Here is a 17,420-nt window from a genome sequence, read left to right on the forward strand (position 1 = left end):
TCGTCCATTCAACGTCATTGAAATGGTCTATAAACGGTAGAATATAAGGATAAAAACAGAACGGACATTCCACGTCACCGTATGAATGTCCGTCTGTAATGGTGGAGCTAAGCGGGAATGTGTATCCGTTGATTACAGCGGGTTTGACGATGATTGACGCAATCACACCACAGACGTTTGCAGCACCGTTCACACGCCGTTTATGGCGATCTACGGTGATGGTAATCGACGGTATAAAAACAAAAAGACCACACGACGTAACCGCCTGTGTGGTCTCTGTAATGGTGGAGCCTAGCGGGGACATGACGGGTATGAAAGCGGCCCGTTATTATCCCGGCAATATCGATGTTGGAATCATTCAGGTAATTCTTTAGATTATGAATTTACCTATGAATAACATCATAGGTTTCCATTGAAGTAATTACCCGTCAACTTTCTGAATTTCTGTTGAGTAGGTGAAAACGATTTTGTTGCCTTTTTTGTCGGTGGCAATTACGCCATCGGTCAGGTCCTCATTTTCCTCATCGCGACCTGTTGTAATCGCAACATGGCATATCACATCGTGCACAAAGAGCATTTCCTGACCGATGATGGTGTATACGTCTTCTATGATATCTTCGACATCCTCATGGCTCCATTTTTTGATACGTTCGAGTGCACATGCAGATTGAATTTGACTTAACATTGTAGTCACCTTTTTTTGGTTAATAATGAAGCCCTTATCCCGTACCTCTGACCATACGTCATTTTAGATTTTTGACTTGCTCCGCACCAAGCATTCGGCTTTGGTTTACCGTGTAAATTTCGATGATACTGGTGTCGGTGAAGTAGTCGCTGTTGGTAATCAAGTTACCGTGTGAATCGTTCACAGTAATCGCGGATCACCGGCATCCATAGCTAATCAACGAAAAGATTGAAGGCACGTCGGCTAGTCGCCGAGTGCCGCCACATCGGTTTATGACGTTGGTGCAAGCACCTGCCGTCAAAACCTCGCGTCAGTTCACTTCGTTAAATGATTAATCGACAGAGGGATTGTCGCTTCGCTATTCACGCATCGGGCGGCGGGTCATCCATATCTCAAAATTCCACCCTTGTAGGGGTTTACTCAATACTTTTATTAGCAACACCCCATAAGGGTGGAATTTTAAAAACACACCATCAGCACATATCGACGGAAGCAACGCGAACGGAGATAGTGCTGTGGTGTCGGTCTCTGCGACAGCAGATGACCGTCAGCACTTAAACCAATCCCTCTGCGGCCATCTCTTTGCGAATTCTTGATACGGTTCCCACGGACACCTTTGCCAATTCCGCGACAGCACGAATGCTTTTACCTGATCGCAATTGCTTCTTCACCCGATTGATCTTCCAATCCCCAACACCGGGGCGGCCAATCACTTTATCAGTGCGAGCGAGACCGGCTTTAACCCGATCAGATATAATCGCACGCTCAAATTCGCTGAATACGCCGAGCATCTGGAACATCATGCGACCGGCAGGTGTTGACGTATCCAAGCCCTGTTTATGCAAATACAAATCGACATCACGATTATTGATGTCATTAAGGAAGTTGACGAGATCGGATAATGACCGACCTAATCGACAAACTGACCACGCTGCTATTAAATCAAATTCCTTCCGGGCAACACCTTTGAGCAATTCATTGAATTGTGGACGTTGATCGCGACCTTTAGAGCCACTGATACCTTCATCGGCATAAACTGCGACGATATCCCATTCTAGACGACGGGCAACTTCATCGAGATCACGACGTTGGTTCTCGATGGTTTGATCGTCGGTGCTGACACGAAGATAGAATGCGACTTTCATGACGGCACCATGTTCAAAAACGAACTGGTTATTGAACGGTCAAAACCGGCAACTTCGTTTTGGCTAAAATCTGCCGTAAAACGACGGTCGGCGACAATGGGGGTTTTTGAACACTTCTGAGCATTGTCCGCCGGAAGGACATTCTCCACAACGTTTTCGGAACGAACTCGTAACGTTATGTCCATCGGATTTACATAATCGGCGTTTACCCGGTTAAATGACTTAACCATGGTTCTTGCCCCACTGTGTTTTACGACGGGCTTCGTGAATGGCTTCGGTCAACGTGGCGTCACGGTCAGTGAGAGCTTCTTTGAGGTGGTTTAGGACTGCTTGGACGGAAGGAAGGTCGGGGCCGCAGTGGATGCTCGGGTGGTTGTTTATGTGGATCGGTTGGGAACTGTAGCGGGGGGTCAATAGGAACTGGTCATGATCGTTTTGCCAAAACCATGGACGGACCTCGACATCAACTTCAACACGTTTGCCGCTCACATAACGGCGTTTCGTTTGTGTTAGCGTTTCACCCGCTTGAAGCAGCTTCACCAGTTCGATTTGTTGGTTCAGACTTTCTGAGAAAATATCGAGTGGGTCTTTTTGTCGTGCCTTTACGGCTGTTGGTTTTGTTTGATCTGAGAATTGAAGATTAAGCATGATTGCACCTAATTTGTTCACCAACAATGCTATGGCTTCATTCTGGTTTGTCAAATTTTATGCTTAATTAATTTACATTAAATGCTCAAATATTCCAAATTCGTGAGTCAATTCAATAGACTCGATGATTTCATCTAGTCCATTCAAATTGGACAATTTTTCGATCTGAAAGCATCATGTTTCGAGCGAATCGAGTGTAGCCCAGTTATCATTCCAGAAGAAATTTCAAAGTGAGAGCATTTTTAAATTGAACGATTCAGAAAGGTACGTTCTAAGGCGATTCAGGTGATGAACAACAACGATGTTCATTGGCGATAAATAATGATCATAACTGATAATGGAAGAAAAATGATGAATGATGATTTTGAATTCTCTGAAAAGGGGAAGCCGCAAGATACGGATAATGCAAATGGTAGTGGTGATGAAATGAGACGCATGGAAATGCTTTTTGAGGGGCAGGAGAAGGCCGATATGATCAAGATAATCAGTGCTCTTCTTAATGATGATCACTTTGGTGACAAATATGAAGGACCAGATGCTCAAGACCTGAAACTCATCTTTACTTATTCTGTACATAAAGGAGACTCAAACAAAGGCACGGTTAAAACGATTGAGTAGTGCCTGACATCAGCTACCGAGCCAAAAAACTCGGTGGCTGATCCATTTCAAGGATAGAAAACAGCGTTGTTGTTCTACGATGATAAATAAAATCATATCCGATAATATTGAGACATAGAGATGACTGACATTGCTTATGTAAGAGAAGATGCTGAGGATTGTGTCCGCCAATACTTGAGCTTCCTGCCACCCAAAGCCCTGAGCAGGATCACGAAATCCATTAAGAAGCCGACAAGCAAGCTGCTTTCGTTTCTTGCAAGCACAATGTATGACTCTGACAAGAAGACATATCTACCATTGACATCAGAGCCTTGGATACCGGGGTATAACCATGAGCAAACGTTTGAGCAATTCATAAAAGGCACGCCGCTTGCGAAAGTTGGTGGTGAAGGCATTCTGTATTTCGCTAATACATCGGTGGTGCCGAAAAAGGGTGAAGATGGACGGTACTACCCGTCGCCAAGTCAGCGTGTCGTAAACTGTGGTGTTTATGTCCATACGTTTGAAATTGATCCATCTGAGAACTTTCAAGAAGCTCTGACAGAGCAAATCCTTTGGGCTGTTGGTGGCAACAAAAATACTGATTGTGTAATCGGGCAAATTTACCAAGCGTTATGCCAATTTCGTGACTTCCGGGGAATTGAGTTTATTTGGTCAGGCAGCAAGTCCTGTCATTTACATATCGCTTTTGATGTTCGCCATCTGGCCCCTCGACAGTTTGGTATACTTGATGACATTGAAATCGATTGCGACCTGCCCGATTTACCTGACAAATATCTACGAGATGGTTTTCAGGCCGCATGGGATGCATTATCGGGCGTATTGCAGTCTCATGGAGTTATGTTTGACGCCGATGATGTATTGAAACGGCCAGAACAATGGCGACGCCTGCCATGGGGCATCCGTAAACATGAAAAAGATAGTCCCATTGGCATTCCTGCCGGGGTAGCTGTCCCTCAAGCTGTTTTGTGGTCGAAGTTCCGCAAGAATGCCCGTGGTAGAACTGATTGGTTTCACCAATCAAGAAAATTCCTTGAAATTGAACGTTTACCTACAGCCAAAAAACCAAAAACAAGATTACTAAAGTGCGACCTGAGTGAGGATCAACAAAGCCGTTTCATCAATGAATTATCGGTTATGTGTGAACGTGTTTGGGGGAAAACAGCATATCACCCTCGACCCTCTAGTATTGGGTCGCGAACTGATGATTACATCGTCCATTTCTTCAATGATGAGCAGGATCAAAACCCGGCCAGTTATATGGCAGGAGATCATGATCGTTTGGTGCAACAAGGAACTGTTCGAGGTGAGAAACAGGATTATTGCCTGCCCAAAACAGTCAATGAACTCGTGGAGTATTTCCTGATTAACGATCACTTGATCATGGAAATGAATAATCAGGAAATCCCATGGATGGTCGAACGTTTGTTTGACAAAAAGGTCCACACTCCCCAAGACGTCCGGGATAACTTGGGTCAACATTTATTGCTTGCAGCTTATTCGCTTGATGGACGTAAATGTTGTATTTTCACAGGCGAAGGGGCGACCAAAACTACTTCAATTATGCGAGCTATTCCCCAATATGATGTTCCCCACGAAGGGCATATTATTGTTGCCTGTCAAAGTTATGATCAAGCTGAACAGAAATGCCGGGAATATAATGAATTGAATACCGATGATGCTTACCAAGGCATCGTTTTATATTCCTTGAGCCATTATGTCGCAGAGGCTTGTGAAGTTTTGGGAAGGCCCAAACCGACTTCCGCAATGATTGCCGAAGCGGGGTTTAGCAATGTTCTGGACTACATATACAGCAGGGGCGGTGAACTGGTTGAATATCTAGAGTCCCGAAAGAAGGAATTGTGGGATCAGTTGCATCTTGATGAGAACAGAAAGAAACGCCCGGTCTGGTTCACCGTGCATAGCGTTGTTCAGAGATGGCACCTACATGGCGGAACACGTTTGTGGCTTCATCACAGCTATGCCGAAGAATATGCTAAGGGCAAAGCTAACCGGGATATGGTTGCGTTATATAACTGCATGGCTGCCCAATGGATCATTTATGATGAAGTGCGGATGTCTGATCTGATGGTGCAATATCCCGCACAACAAGTGGATCGGGTTCGTGAACTTGGTGATAAATATCTCGATTTATCAAATAAGCAACGCCTTACGGTCTTTCGTGAACTCGGCTTCGAAGACAAGGAATTTGATCGTATCCGGCAGATTGCTGAGTGCCAGTTTAGTGATGACGACATGATCACCATCCAGCCTGATTGTGAACGCTTTGGTGTTAAAACCGCGATTAGCCCTTATGAAAACGTATATGGCAATATACATTACGCGAAGATCGAGAACTGGTGGAATGACAACCCTGCCCGGATCACCTTTTTGACGACGGAACACCGGATCATTACAGCGATGCAGAATGTGGACAACGGCCCCGTCGTCTTCAATTTTGACCGACCTGAACTGTTCTCATCAGACGAAATCAGTGTAAGGCTTCATTTTGACAATGAAGCTCGTAAAGCCGATGTGAAAAAACTGGTTCAAGAAATTCAAACTCAATCACCGAACGGGTTGGTTATTTCGAACATGACAGAGGGACTGGCAACCACGCATGATACGGCTAAAGGCTCAAATCGCTTCAATCACGGTGAAGTAGATATTGTTACATCGGTCTATACGATGCTGGCACCGGGGCAATATGAGCAGCTCTTGGTCGAGAATGCTGTTTTCGGCACGAACAACATGGTGCAGCTTTTCTATTTGGATCAGTTTAACCAGACTTCCGGTCGGACCTTGGGCTTCCGCAATAACCCGAACATTACAACTCAGGCCATCATGTCAAAACGTCTCTGGCGTGAAATCGGGTTGACGATAGAGATGAACAGTCGGTACCGGGTGAAGTTGACTTCATAACGATTGCATCTTCTCAAATATGCCATATTATAGTATAGTAATTTTTAGCATAGAGGTTTTGATGCGGGTCTTTACATCACGCCAGTTCGATAAATGGTGCGAGCAAACCGATATCACTGATGCCAAGTTGGTTAAAGCTGCTTTAGAGGTCAATGAAGGACAATATGAGGCAAGTTTGGGTGGCATGGTCTACAAGAAGCGGATCGCTGCTGTCGGTCAGGGTAAAAGCGGCTCGTATAGAACCATTATCGCATTGAAGATTGATGATAAGGCTTTCTTTATCCACGGCTTCAAGAAGAACCAAAAGGCAAATATTTCGAATGGTGAAAAGCAAGACCTGAAAGCGGCCGCGAAGGTCATCATGCAATTGGATGAAAGCGGCTTGAAAGTCTTTCGGGAATTGGAGGTTATACAATGAGTGTTTATAAATCTGATCTATCAAAATCATTGCACGGCATGATGTCTGATCTTCATGCTGCCGGTGCCATTTCCAAAACAACCATGCGGGAATTTGATGAACGCTGTTTGCACCAAGCTGACTTTGATCGAAAAAAAATCAAAGAACTGCGAGAACGTGAGCATATCAGCCAAGCGGTATTAGCGAAGCTCGTCGGCGTTTCTACAAAAACCGTCGTCAAATGGGAAGCCAAGGACGGCACCCCACCGAAGGGGGCCGCCGCACGTCTGCTTGATCTGATTGATCGCAAAGGTCTGGAAGTTCTGGCCTAACGTTTAAGTTTGCGTCTCCCGAACACGGAAACTCTCCGCTTTCACGTCCAACAATTCCAGTAAATTCAGCCCTTCTTCGGCATCATCAAACCAAACTTCAATATTCACATAATCGCCCCAGAGGCGGAACATGTCGCGACAGAACTGATCCAGATCGACCGGGTGTAGCATGGTTGACACTGACACCGAGGACATTCTTGGAAGTAACTCAACCAGCTTATCCAGCCGAGCAGGTTCAAGGTCGAGCTTAAGCAGGTATTTGTAATCGTTGAACGTCGGTTTTTCGATCTGTACGAAATCATTTAACTCGGTCATTGCTTGACACCCTCCATGCTAGTAGCAGCCTTTTCAGCATTCATATAATCAAGATCAATGGTCATGATATTATCGACATCAACCTTGGCTTTCACATTCCAGATTTGTGCGGTCACGCCGTTGTCAAAGCAACTTCCAGATTCAATTTCTTTAATCTCTTCAATATTGCCGTAATCAAGCTCGTGGGAAATTATAAGTCGTCCGGTGACTTTGATTTGGTAGATATCATCAAACAGGGTGTCTGTTTCCAGTGTTGACACCAAAACACTATGACCGCCAAGTTCGACCTTTGGTAAAAATATTCTTGGTACCGTATAGCCCAACGGAAAATTGCCGGTGAAGTTGATCGGTACAATGGATATTTTCATCATGCCACTTCCTCCTCAACCAGTTTGATGTAATGCTCAAGACAATTTCTAAGGTCGGCATCTTCGGTCTCACCATAGCATTCCCGCAAGTAGTTCAGAAGGTTCGCATAAGCGTCCGTAGACGGCGTATGGCCGTTATATCTGAGCGTAGACAGGTAAGTGCGACTGCGGCCCATCCGGCGACTAAAATCAGCCGCATCATTTAGAAAGTAGTTTGCACGCAGCACTTCAAACATCTGTTCATGAAGCGGCATGCCCTCGGTTTTAATCATCATTTTTTTATGTTCCCCATAAGATTTTTCCTATGGGTATTTATCAATGGTGAGCATCAATCTTGTTCAGACATGTTGTATCGTGTCGACATAACAACACAAGAAGATCGCTCAATCGATAAGGTCTATAGAATAACGTGAATGTTACACGTTTTGGTCAGCTTGCCTTTCGATTAAAAACTTGAGTTTGTTTATATCCTTATCTTTAATAAGGGCACTTGTTTTGGATATGGTTTGGATGAAATCGAACGGGCCAAATTGAGTTGTTCCAACTTTCTCATTGATGATCTGAAATGCACCGGCTTCGAATGCAAAGCATTTATCTCGAACTTTAGCGGTTAATTCTCTATCCGTTATGGGCTGGTTGGCTGTCGTGCTGAACTGCGAGACACAGTGGTTAAGGTCGTCACTGACGAAAACTTTGCAAACAAATGGTCTGTTTTCATAAACAGAACATTTACGGGCGATCAAGAAAGGGCAATTGGGTCTGGTGCTGGCATCTTTTCGAACCTGTCGTTCTACATCTTTTGCATTTTTCAGGAGTTGCAACTTTCTTGGCTTCTCTAACACCGTGATTAAGGAAATCCAATCCAACAAACTTATTCCGACTGTATCGCCATCTTCAAATTTCTGCATTTTTGAGCCAAATTCAGGATCGAATTGTAATGCCGAGTTAAGTTTGCAACAGTGATTGCATCCTTTTGTGCATTCAATTTCTCCAATCTCTGATCCCGATGAACAGCTTTTATAGATACTTTCGGCAATCAAGTTCCCAAAATGATTGAATTTTTTGGAGACTTCCTCAAGATAGATATACATGGGTTTATTCAGAGGAGAAATCGCCTGAATTTCGTTCAACCCGTTTGTAATGATTTCGTCAATACTTTGCCAAATTTGTGGTGTGTCTTGATGCTGGGGGATATCGGTGATTGCTTTTTGACTAACAGTTTTTTCTACGGCTCGGTTCCGATTGAAGAAACTTGTAATTTTGTTCCAAATCATGCTGACTCCCTAAGTTGGTATCTGCTGTTCAGCAACTTGTGTCTGCTCAGCATTTTCTGCCAGAATAGCATCTGGCTTTTCAGGCAAAAAACGATACCAGAATGACGGTGCGACCGGGTTTCGAAAATGTCGGCTGGAGACAAAGTCAATGCCGAACAGGTCAGCCTGATGTGCCGGTGATGCTTCTACCACTTGGTGTCGTTCTGATGCCATGATTTGTCGCATACGATCCGTATATTCATTCATACCTTCTTCAAATATGATCGGAGCTTCACATTCTCCCGTTTCCCGGCATGCATTCTGATAGTACATGAAGTTGAAAATGTCATTAGCTACAGGGTGCCACAACTGACGACAAATATTTGGGAAGTCGTCTTTGGTCATCGTGTTGTGAAGTTCGCCATACAGTTGCTCTTGGTTTAAGATTCCACACCACCCCGCCAAGGTCGGTAGCAACCACGATGTTTGCATTAATTCTTCTCGACGCTCGCGTGATGGGCGTGCTTCATCGAGTTCGATCAAATCTTCAATGTTATCGGAATCAACAGGAAAGCCTCGTCGCATGTAAAACATGGAGCAGGTTCGGTTAATCATTTTCCTCACCCATTCAATGACTTCATCGTGACGGTCCATTATAAGCAAAAAGATTACTGCCAGTGTAATGTCGATAGATTGACCGTCTAGCCGTGGTGAAGACGTTGCAGGATTGTTCTTTAGGACGCCGACAAGTGCATCAGCTATGTCATTTAATTCAATATAATCGTAAAGTTCATCGTTTCCTGCACCGCAGTAAGTGATGAAAAGACCGATGCTGGCAAGAAGGCCAATATGTTCAAAGAGGGTCAGTGTAAACAGGTTGCAGGATTCAGTTTGTCGTGCCAAACCATCTCTGACTAAGCAATATGGTTGAATTTTTTTGAAATAGGCTGCGGCGTTGTATGCGTATGTTCCGCACAGATCAGCATAAACGGTTTTCAATTTTGTTGATCTGGTCTGTTGTTTCAGTAAGCGGTGCCATGACCACAATAAGGCACGTTCAGAGACCTGTAGAGCGGCTTTGGTATCCCCATCGTTACATGCCCAGCCACTAACCATCCGCACGGCCATGTTGATACGTACAAGGGCTTTATGAAGCTGGTCATTACTGAATTCGGCCTCGATATTACCTGAAACATCCAACCCCAATTGCCGCCGCAGTAGATTGTCAAAATCACGACAGGTATAGGTTGGCTCGCCAATTAACGCCAAGGTTCGCCGAAGATCAGTTCTGTCGTCATCTTTGAACAAATGCTCATTAAGCATATGCTTTTCGATGTAACCCGCGACTTCATTTGCACCCCAAAAATCGAATGCAGCTTTATCGTGGTAAAATTCGGTTAAACCTGACCAACTCGGTTTGACGTTTTCTTTCATATCCCCCGTGGTGCCGAGGATAATTTTCTTGGGTAAATCGCGGTGATTTGCAGAAATATGGCTACGAATATAATCTGTGAAAATCTCGTCTATACTTGGCTTTACGGATTGCTCTCCCTGACCGTTCCACACATTGCGATCAATATCCCCTTGCTTCAAAACAAAAAGAAATAGCTTTTCTTTCCCGTAAGTTGGGTCGCTTTCTGAAACAGTAATATCCGGGCCGACGGCGGCCAAATCTACGCCTGATTGACGGGTGCCACGTTGTCCCTTTGTGATGGGAGTAATTCCCATCGTTTGCAACAAGTCAGGTATCAGAACATCGAATTCATCACGCTCTTTCATGGTGCGGAGATAGGTCGAAAGGATGAGTTTCATTCTTCGCCCTTACGAGAGTGTCGATAACTCATTTTTCTTAATTCCAGTCCGATGCTATCAAATACAAAACGACGTGGCAGTGTGATGTAATGTTCGTATGGGTGCAGTGGGGACGGCTCGCGATATTCACCTTGGAAAAACGAAAAGCTCGCTGTGCCAGCTTTCAGTGGGATCGTTGTTGCGATCTGCCGGATGATCGAATCTTTTTCAGCTTCCTTTTGAACCTCCCTCATATGTTTATCACGCTCAATGTAATATCGTTCAACATGCTGAGGGTTGGGAGCAAGCTCTTTAATTTGTGGCAAATTAGACAGAGCTTCACGGTAGTCGTTGATCGATTTCAAGACACGATCACACAAACTGATTAACTCTGGTTGGTTGGTGCCGGATTTAACTTCCTCAAGTTTTTTGACCGTATCATCGGGGAAATCGACACCAATTTCTTCTGTCAGCACACTTGCAACAAATGGATAGGTTCGTTTCGGTGCGTCTGTGGTTTCTAGAAGTGACAACGTAAGAGACAATAACTGGGTTTCATTATCCACGAACCCAAGCATTCGTCGCAGTAATAAGCGTATGTCTTCACGATCATAATTATTCACAACATCCATGCTGAATTTCGGTTCATGGAAATCAATGGTAAGGTAGTGAGAGAAAATTTCGTCCGCAGCTAACATTAAAGGTTGATGATCGCTAACCAGCCAGACAGTCAGGATACGAGACAATGTAGCTTGGTCTTGTAAAATTTCGTGCGTTGTCGAATTCAGGGTTTTTGTGATTGGGTAGTTCCTGTTGTACCCCTGTTGGATTAGCCAGTTTTCAATTACAGAAATGACTTGCTCAGTATCACCTTTCTTATACATCTTATCCAAAATGGAAACGACGGTATCAACAATACTTTCCCGTTCGAAGGGGATATATTCAAATGATGCGATCCACAAGTTGAAGTTCTGGTTGGACTTCAATGCTGCAAAATCGGCGTAAAAAAGCTCAGAAGCTAAAAAACAGATTGCATCGACATTCCTCAGATCGATTTGCACGGATAATTCGGCAGCGAAATCATCATCAACCAATGCACCCTTTACGACTGACTGTAGAGCCGCATTTCGTACTTCATCTACTTGATCTTCAATGTTTGAAGTGCAATGAGTCAATAATGTACCAGATTGCGGTTCTGATAGGTAACCACGAGCTTTCAGCACTCCCAGCGACCACAGTGCATTGGCATGCAATAGATTGTTCTCGGAAGTAAGGTCATTAGTTGCTTCACTGTACGCTGTATCGGCATCAGATTTTGCCAGAGATTGTATTGTCGTCGTGTAAAGTGAGGCAATATCTTCACGGAATATAGGACGGAGTGCAGTCAGCATTTCACAGCATAGTTCAGGGAATGTTTCTAATCTGCTTCCAATTTCATTGAATAATCGGCCTCGCATCAAATCATGTTTAGTGTGTTCATGCTGTGCGTCACATAATTGGATGATGCTTGAGGTGTTTATAACGTCAATTTTAGACACAGATCGGCGGACGACATCTAATACTCGCCATAGGTCTTCGGTGCCGTTGACGATGGCCTCGGCTGCCGCAAGGAATGGGTCAATATTATTGACAGTGTACGAAAGAAATAAATCCAATGTTTCTTTGAAAGGTGCCAGTTTTGAAGCGATCTCTAACCATTTTTCCGATATGCATTGATCATTGATATAGCATTGGCCTGAGAAATGTGCGGCGGCATGTTTATGACGTTCTTCATCACTGATGAAGCGGAGAGTTTTATCGTCAATCGTGAACGTTTCACCTTGAAGGCTATTCAACAAGACGATGGTCTCAGCATCAATTTCCACGTGATCAGTTTTGCTGAAAATCATTTCAGCGGCGATTTCGCCAATTTTATTTTGTGCGGTATCGTCAGTGGTCATTGCTTTTTAATCTCGTCCATAATTTTTTCCAATGTTTGGATGATTTGCTCTTCATTTTTGGTTTCGCCGCCTATTTCTTCAACTTAAACTACGACAGAACTCAACACACCACAGCCAATCCTAAAAATTGAATTATACACACTATGACAATTTGACGCATCATGCCCTATGAATGGCTTTGAGGGAATATTTTTCAAATCTCAAACCGAATGAACCGGTCGAACAACGCCGTCTTGCGATAAATATAGTTCCGCGAACGCTGATCGTTGGCTGCATGCTTACGCTTTTCCATCAGACCAAACCATTCGAGATATTTCAGCACCCGCATTTCAAACAGCACTTCCGGCGTCCAGAGATGATGTTCCTCCTTGAAAGCATCTATGGGCAAGGTTGCCAGTTCGCCCGGCGTGACATAATTATCGGCAAGCTTTGAAATTCCATAGAGGATCAACCCCATTTGTGGTGTCAGGTTATCTTCAACACCAATCCGGTCCATATAGGCGAGATTGAAATGCTGGAAGACGCCTGTGAACAATTCATCCATCAGCAGTCCGGCACTGTCATCATCCAGCAGGGAACGGCCCAAACGGCTCGGCTTAAGATGTCCCTTATACTTCCGTGTCAGCTTGGCAACTTCACAGATCACGCGAATGAAATGCAACGGCATGAAATCTTCTTCATTGATGACTTTATGCATGCGTCGCGTGGTGGCAACATCATAATCAGGCCATGGGAACTTATCCAACATTTGGCTGACAAATTTGCGGTTCAGGTTTCCCTTGGCAGTGAGTTTGACACCTTTATCCGTATCCAAATGCGTTAAAAATAACCGTGTATGTTTTAAGAGAGGCGATGATTTGAGATCAGCCAGTGTTAAAGTATCATTTAGTTTTAAAGGGCAGTCAGGGGCTTCCCAATCAATCTGAACCAACGACATAACTTGATTGTGCGATAATGCAAACATGCTGACCTTCGTGCCTAAATATGTTTCAGGCATTCTTGCATAGAAGATGAATTAAAGGCCAGAGGTAACACGCTGCGACTTTCGCCGCTGAGATAAATACTATGAAGAAACCGAAGAGGAATTCGTCATGCGTCTCAGTCAATTTGATTTAACCGAAGAACCAAGCCAAGCCCCACAGCGTCTTTATCAATGGGCAATCACGGTCACAGCGAAAGTTGCGGGTCGTCTTTCCCCAAAAGACGTGGACGATATACGGGTCTATTTCCCCTTATTGAACTGCACAGTCGCGAATGTCAGAAGTGTGCAGATGCGAGGCACAGGCGATTGTGGCCAAGTAATTGCCTTCACCGTGGACCTTGCATTGTTTGCTGAAAACGAACGGATGTCTCTGGTCCAAATCGATGGAGCGACCTGCATTGATGTCGTTGGTTATGACACTACCCTGAATTTGATTGACCCTCAGATCAGAGTTTCACCGCAGCAAACCAATCTACTGAATTCCTCTTCCTGAATAGCGATAATTCATCCAAATAATTTGATTATTTCCAGTTTTCCGTCAAGGGTCAGGATTATTCATTCAGGGTCTTGCCCCTAATAGTCTAGGCCCTTGATTAGAGGGATCACAGTTTCTTGAGATTCTGTAGTGCTACCGGAACCATCGTCATAGCGTTTAAGCGTGCGTCGGATGTCTGTCACTAAACCGATTTGCTGAGCCTCAACTGCTGAATATCGATGATCTGTCCGAGTGCTTTCATCGGTAATAAATATCTTCTCAGCCAGCGGTTCAGATAATCCGTATCGCTTATACAAGCCTCCAACATAGGCATTCACCTTTGTTGTAGCAGCCGGATTGCGATCATTCCCACGCACCACATGAATCATAAATGATGAACCGGGTGTTGCGTCTCTTTTTATTCCACCCATAAAGATTAACGTGCACATACTGGCACAATAGGCATCATCAATGAACGTGGTTATGCCTCGTTCACGGAGTGTTTTAGCAATTTTCCATGCATGTGGCGTTCGGCCACCAAAATTATCTTCATTGAAACGGAGAACCCTGACCGTCAATGGAAGGTGTTCGATATCTTTCACAAATTTATCTGCGATCTCATTCGTTCCAAAATCGTCGATTAAAACCACCGCTGTCCGGCTATCATTCGACAAACGGATGGTTTCGAAAGCTTGAGCCGAACCGGCCTTTAAAAACAACAGGCAAACCAAAATCGCAAGAAGACGCATCATTTTTTCCAGCTTTCTGTCCAATCGTTTTTATCCGGCATATAGACCGCCCCAAACGGTTTCATCAATTCAATAATTTGTTGACTAGCCTTCTCTGAGTTGACCCTGCAACGTTCTTCGGCACCAACAACCGCAGCCCCATGACGTTCCCAACGGTTGTCTTCGCGAAGTTGGCCGTGGATGGCAATGATGCGTTTTTCGATTTTGAAATGAGTTGGACGATCAATGAAAGCATTACTGCCACCATAAGGAACCGCAAAGCGATAAAGCCAGCCATTCGCACGTTCAGCCATGTCACCGTGAAGCTGGGTATATTCTTCACATTTGTCGGCGATGCGTTTGATTTTACCACCTTCCATCATTTGGCGACGTTGATCCCAATATTGTGGGTCCCGGTTATAGTCAATGTCAGGGGCGTTTTTCTCGTTGTAGGCCCATGCGGGAAGTGAGAAAAAAATGGAGATCAAAAGAATAAGTCGCATCAAAGAAAAACGTGCCTGATGATCTGAGCTAACGCTACAACACCGAGACCGATCAAAAAGTATTTCAGTGTTTTATTCATAACTCTACCTCATAGAGAATTTCATTGACTGCACGGGCAATGCAATAAGGGACAACGGCAAAGCCGATCCCTATGGCGGCGGTCGCTGCTGTCGCAGGCCAACCCAAGTTTGTATCAAGGAGAGCAATAAGGACTTTATACGCCCCAATAATTGATCCCAAGATCACCAAGCCCCATAGAGCCAGTTTGATAGTTTTCTTCATATTTTAAATTCCTGCTTTAAAGTTGATGCGAAGCACATCCCCCGGATCAGGTGTGAATGACCATTCCAGATTCAGTCCATCTTCATCGACATATTGATTGTGGGCATTGGTAGATTTGACACGGGCACTTTCTGGTAAAACAACGATGTAAGAGACCGTCAGCATTTCTTCGGGATCGCCTTTTTTCTTAGCTTCCATCACTATCATTTGTGACACCATGTCGGGAAGATTTACCGGCAGGTTTAAATTCATCTGGCATTCTTTCAGAAAGATACCGTGGCAACTATATTCACTCGCCCCAAACGTCGGTTCCCATTCACCCTGCACTTTGCCGTCTTCAAGCATCTGTTGTTTATATCGAATACCTTGATTGTTCAGCCTATCAGCGATAGCAGCAAAACTGACAATGTTCGTCTTCACACGAGCCAAATTCTGATAGTCCCCATTGCCATCGACAATCGTGACAAAAGTGCCTTGTAGGCAGCCACTGAGGGTGAAGACAAATCCAATGAGGCAAAGAAGCCGTATGATCACAAGATGCCCCACTTAAGCTTGGCTGCCTTAGTTAGTTCGTGTTCCGGGTGGGCAAACTCGTATCCCTGAGCCAACAGCGACTTTGCGTGGTGGGCACGCCCGTTTTTACCAAGCCAAATACCTATACCAATGCCGACCCCCAATGAAAGAACGGCAATGACGATCATGTCTTCCTCAGATGCACCTGCCGGAGTGAAGAAGGACAGAACTGATAGAGCGAAAAGAATGCCGCCGATCACCCAAATTTTACGAAGCAAGTGCGGAAGCCCAAAGACGAACGGTGAGAAGAAAGCAGGCCAATCAAAGCCATTCTTCACTACTTTAATGTCTTTCTGTGCGTGGTGAAGAAAGGTCACCGCATTGGGTGTTACCGGAATTTCTGTGTCTGACATATCTATTTTCCTTATTTTGCAACGCCAAGGACAACGGCCTTACAGCCGGGATTTTGACGCTCGGCGATGTTTTGAGCCGCTCCGGCAGCTTGAGCCGTAATCACCGTCTCCCACATTGGCTGGCCTTTACAGTAAACACGCACCTGATAGGCAGTTCCTGCGGCGATAGCAGCACCGTTTGCAAACAAAATTGCAGCTAAAGTCAGTGCAGAAAGAAGTCTCTTCATGTTCTATTCCCCTGATCAAATTGAACTAAATCGGATGGCTGAACCTTGCCGTCTGTCGCATCAAATATACGTTGCATGGTCGAGCGTGACGGGACGACAACCCCACGGCAGATGCGGCTCACGGTTGAGACGTTCACATCAATTCGAGCCGCAAATTCCAGCATGGTGATCTTCTTTTTCTTCAAATACACCTTAAGCAACATTCGCACCTTCCGATTTATGATGCGATATTATTGAGCGTTTAATGCAATATTTGTCAATCTATAAATTGCATATAATGACCTTTTGAAAGTTTGCATATCGTGCAAAGTCTTATCTGTAGCTTGAGATTTCCAAGCTTTCAGGAGGCATGTTGTGCAAAATCGCATTAAAGAATTTCGTAAAAAAGCAGGGCTAACGATGGAAGAAACCGCCCATCGTTTAGGCATAACTGTCTCTCAGGTAAACAGAATCGAGAACGGTAGAAGCTCAACAACAACAATAAGGTTGTCGGAATTTGCGGAAGTTTTCGGCTGCCATGCTGCTGATCTGATTGATGATCGGCTGCCGATTGATCCGAACCTCGGTGTAGACCAAGAACGTTTGCGTGATGTGATCATTCAAACTGAGCGTTTAATGTCTAAAAACCAGAAGTCGGTGAAGCCAGAAAGAAAAGCCGAGATCATTTTGTCGCTGCTGTCGTTGGAGAATGACCGTCTTGATGATAGTGATGGTAAAGTGGATGTAAAACGGTATGCGGCCTTACTTGGCCTATAGGTAACACCCTGTTGTCTAATAGCGGTCCTTTTTGTCAAGCTCCATCTTTGTCATCTTAGCCGATTTCATGGTTGTCTTCGCGGTCTGTTGGCCTTTAATTTTATGAAGGCCGCCGCATGATGGCTT

Annotated in this window: 25 protein-coding genes; 6 read left to right on the forward strand and 19 right to left on the reverse strand. The window is 44.6% G+C overall.

What is annotated here, in order from left to right; all coding sequences use genetic code 11:
- The 5 genes from IEW74_RS15985 to IEW74_RS16005 form a co-directional block, all read right to left on the reverse strand.
- Nucleotides 1–304: hypothetical protein (locus IEW74_RS15985; RefSeq protein WP_188666978.1), on the reverse strand; the 304-nt coding region annotated here is incomplete at its 3' end.
- 117 nt (nt 305–421) lie between these two features.
- On the reverse strand, nt 422–685 hold the full coding sequence (locus IEW74_RS15990; RefSeq protein ID WP_188666980.1) for a hypothetical protein: 264 nt from the start codon (nt 683–685) through the stop codon (nt 422–424).
- Between the two features lie 554 nt (nt 686–1,239).
- Nucleotides 1,240–1,830: a recombinase family protein gene (locus tag IEW74_RS15995; protein WP_188666984.1), complete on the reverse strand. Its 591-nt coding sequence runs from the start codon at nt 1,828–1,830 to the stop codon at nt 1,240–1,242.
- On the reverse strand, nt 1,827–2,060 hold the full coding sequence (locus IEW74_RS16000) for a hypothetical protein (RefSeq protein WP_188666986.1): 234 nt from the start codon (nt 2,058–2,060) through the stop codon (nt 1,827–1,829). Before IEW74_RS16000 ends, IEW74_RS15995 begins: the two co-directional genes overlap by 4 nt.
- Nucleotides 2,053–2,478, reverse strand: a complete 426-nt coding sequence (locus IEW74_RS16005) for a hypothetical protein (protein WP_188666987.1) — start codon at nt 2,476–2,478, stop codon at nt 2,053–2,055. The genes IEW74_RS16000 and IEW74_RS16005 overlap by 8 nt, the downstream gene beginning before the upstream one ends.
- 321 nt (nt 2,479–2,799) lie before the next feature.
- On the opposite strand from IEW74_RS16005, the gene IEW74_RS16010 reads away from it, so the two are divergent.
- From IEW74_RS16010 to IEW74_RS16025, 4 genes are all read left to right on the forward strand, one after another.
- Nucleotides 2,800–3,096, forward strand: coding sequence for a hypothetical protein (locus IEW74_RS16010; RefSeq protein ID WP_188666989.1), 297 nt, complete (start codon nt 2,800–2,802; stop codon nt 3,094–3,096).
- A 120-nt stretch (nt 3,097–3,216) separates the two neighbouring features.
- Complete coding sequence (locus IEW74_RS16015) at nt 3,217–6,018, forward strand: hypothetical protein (protein ID WP_188666991.1); 2,802 nt, start codon at nt 3,217–3,219, stop codon at nt 6,016–6,018.
- Between the two features lie 61 nt (nt 6,019–6,079).
- Nucleotides 6,080–6,436 carry a type II toxin-antitoxin system RelE/ParE family toxin gene (locus IEW74_RS16020; protein WP_188666993.1) on the forward strand — a complete coding sequence of 119 codons (357 nt, stop codon included), beginning with the start codon at nt 6,080–6,082 and terminating at the stop codon, nt 6,434–6,436.
- A complete protein-coding gene (locus IEW74_RS16025; RefSeq protein ID WP_188666995.1) occupies nt 6,433–6,747 on the forward strand; it encodes a helix-turn-helix domain-containing protein in 315 nt (104 codons plus the stop codon). Before IEW74_RS16020 ends, IEW74_RS16025 begins: the two co-directional genes overlap by 4 nt.
- A 3-nt stretch (nt 6,748–6,750) precedes the next feature.
- Here IEW74_RS16025 and IEW74_RS16030 read toward each other — a convergent pair whose 3' ends face one another.
- The 7 genes from IEW74_RS16030 to IEW74_RS16060 form a co-directional block, all read right to left on the reverse strand.
- The gene (locus IEW74_RS16030; RefSeq protein WP_188666997.1) at nt 6,751–7,062 is read right to left on the reverse strand and encodes a hypothetical protein; all 312 of its coding nucleotides are present in this window, start codon (nt 7,060–7,062) and stop codon (nt 6,751–6,753) included.
- Complete coding sequence (locus tag IEW74_RS16035; protein WP_188667000.1) at nt 7,059–7,433, reverse strand: hypothetical protein; 375 nt, start codon at nt 7,431–7,433, stop codon at nt 7,059–7,061. The genes IEW74_RS16030 and IEW74_RS16035 overlap by 4 nt, the downstream gene beginning before the upstream one ends.
- Nucleotides 7,430–7,705, reverse strand: a complete 276-nt coding sequence (locus IEW74_RS16040) for a DUF6626 family protein (RefSeq protein WP_188667001.1) — start codon at nt 7,703–7,705, stop codon at nt 7,430–7,432. Before IEW74_RS16040 ends, IEW74_RS16035 begins: the two co-directional genes overlap by 4 nt.
- A gap of 141 nt (nt 7,706–7,846) precedes the next feature.
- Nucleotides 7,847–8,704 (reverse strand): YkgJ family cysteine cluster protein, encoded by an 858-nt coding sequence (locus IEW74_RS16045; protein ID WP_188667004.1) that lies wholly within the window; start codon nt 8,702–8,704, stop codon nt 7,847–7,849.
- Nucleotides 8,705–8,713: 9 nt separating this feature from the next.
- Nucleotides 8,714–10,495, reverse strand: coding sequence for a hypothetical protein (locus IEW74_RS16050; RefSeq protein ID WP_188667006.1), 1,782 nt, complete (start codon nt 10,493–10,495; stop codon nt 8,714–8,716).
- Nucleotides 10,492–12,414: a hypothetical protein gene (locus IEW74_RS16055; protein WP_188667007.1), complete on the reverse strand. Its 1,923-nt coding sequence runs from the start codon at nt 12,412–12,414 to the stop codon at nt 10,492–10,494. Before IEW74_RS16055 ends, IEW74_RS16050 begins: the two co-directional genes overlap by 4 nt.
- A 193-nt stretch (nt 12,415–12,607) precedes the next feature.
- Nucleotides 12,608–13,378, reverse strand: a complete 771-nt coding sequence (locus IEW74_RS16060; RefSeq protein WP_188667009.1) for a hypothetical protein — start codon at nt 13,376–13,378, stop codon at nt 12,608–12,610.
- Nucleotides 13,379–13,505: 127 nt separating this feature from the next.
- Between IEW74_RS16060 and IEW74_RS16065 the strand changes: the two genes are divergently transcribed.
- Nucleotides 13,506–13,889, forward strand: coding sequence for a hypothetical protein (locus IEW74_RS16065; RefSeq protein ID WP_188667011.1), 384 nt, complete (start codon nt 13,506–13,508; stop codon nt 13,887–13,889).
- Nucleotides 13,890–13,969: 80 nt separating this feature from the next.
- On the opposite strand, the gene IEW74_RS16070 is transcribed toward IEW74_RS16065, so the two are convergent.
- The 7 genes from IEW74_RS16070 to IEW74_RS16100 all read right to left on the reverse strand — a co-directional run bounded on the left by IEW74_RS16070 (nt 13,970) and on the right by IEW74_RS16100 (nt 16,741).
- Complete coding sequence (locus IEW74_RS16070) at nt 13,970–14,644, reverse strand: hypothetical protein (RefSeq protein ID WP_188667013.1); 675 nt, start codon at nt 14,642–14,644, stop codon at nt 13,970–13,972.
- The gene (locus IEW74_RS16075; RefSeq protein WP_188667014.1) at nt 14,620–15,102 is read right to left on the reverse strand and encodes a hypothetical protein; all 483 of its coding nucleotides are present in this window, start codon (nt 15,100–15,102) and stop codon (nt 14,620–14,622) included. The genes IEW74_RS16070 and IEW74_RS16075 overlap by 25 nt, the downstream gene beginning before the upstream one ends.
- Before the next feature lie 76 nt (nt 15,103–15,178).
- Nucleotides 15,179–15,385, reverse strand: a complete 207-nt coding sequence (locus IEW74_RS16080) for a hypothetical protein (RefSeq protein WP_188667015.1) — start codon at nt 15,383–15,385, stop codon at nt 15,179–15,181.
- Nucleotides 15,386–15,388: 3 nt separating this feature from the next.
- Nucleotides 15,389–15,919, reverse strand: a complete 531-nt coding sequence (locus tag IEW74_RS16085; RefSeq protein WP_188667016.1) for a hypothetical protein — start codon at nt 15,917–15,919, stop codon at nt 15,389–15,391.
- Nucleotides 15,916–16,311 (reverse strand): hypothetical protein, encoded by a 396-nt coding sequence (locus IEW74_RS16090; RefSeq protein WP_188667017.1) that lies wholly within the window; start codon nt 16,309–16,311, stop codon nt 15,916–15,918. Before IEW74_RS16090 ends, IEW74_RS16085 begins: the two co-directional genes overlap by 4 nt.
- Nucleotides 16,312–16,322: 11 nt before the next feature.
- The gene (locus tag IEW74_RS16095; RefSeq protein WP_188667018.1) at nt 16,323–16,538 is read right to left on the reverse strand and encodes a hypothetical protein; all 216 of its coding nucleotides are present in this window, start codon (nt 16,536–16,538) and stop codon (nt 16,323–16,325) included.
- Entirely contained in the window at nt 16,535–16,741 is a 207-nt protein-coding gene (locus IEW74_RS16100) for a helix-turn-helix domain-containing protein (RefSeq protein ID WP_188667020.1), read from the reverse strand. Before IEW74_RS16100 ends, IEW74_RS16095 begins: the two co-directional genes overlap by 4 nt.
- 151 nt (nt 16,742–16,892) lie before the next feature.
- On the opposite strand from IEW74_RS16100, the gene IEW74_RS16105 reads away from it, so the two are divergent.
- Entirely contained in the window at nt 16,893–17,294 is a 402-nt protein-coding gene (locus IEW74_RS16105; RefSeq protein WP_188667021.1) for a helix-turn-helix domain-containing protein, read from the forward strand.
- Nucleotides 17,295–17,420 lie beyond the last annotated feature (126 nt).

Origin of the sequence: Terasakiella brassicae, assembly GCF_014641495.1 — a bacterium.
GTDB classification, from domain to species: domain Bacteria; phylum Pseudomonadota; class Alphaproteobacteria; order Rhodospirillales; family Terasakiellaceae; genus Terasakiella; species Terasakiella brassicae.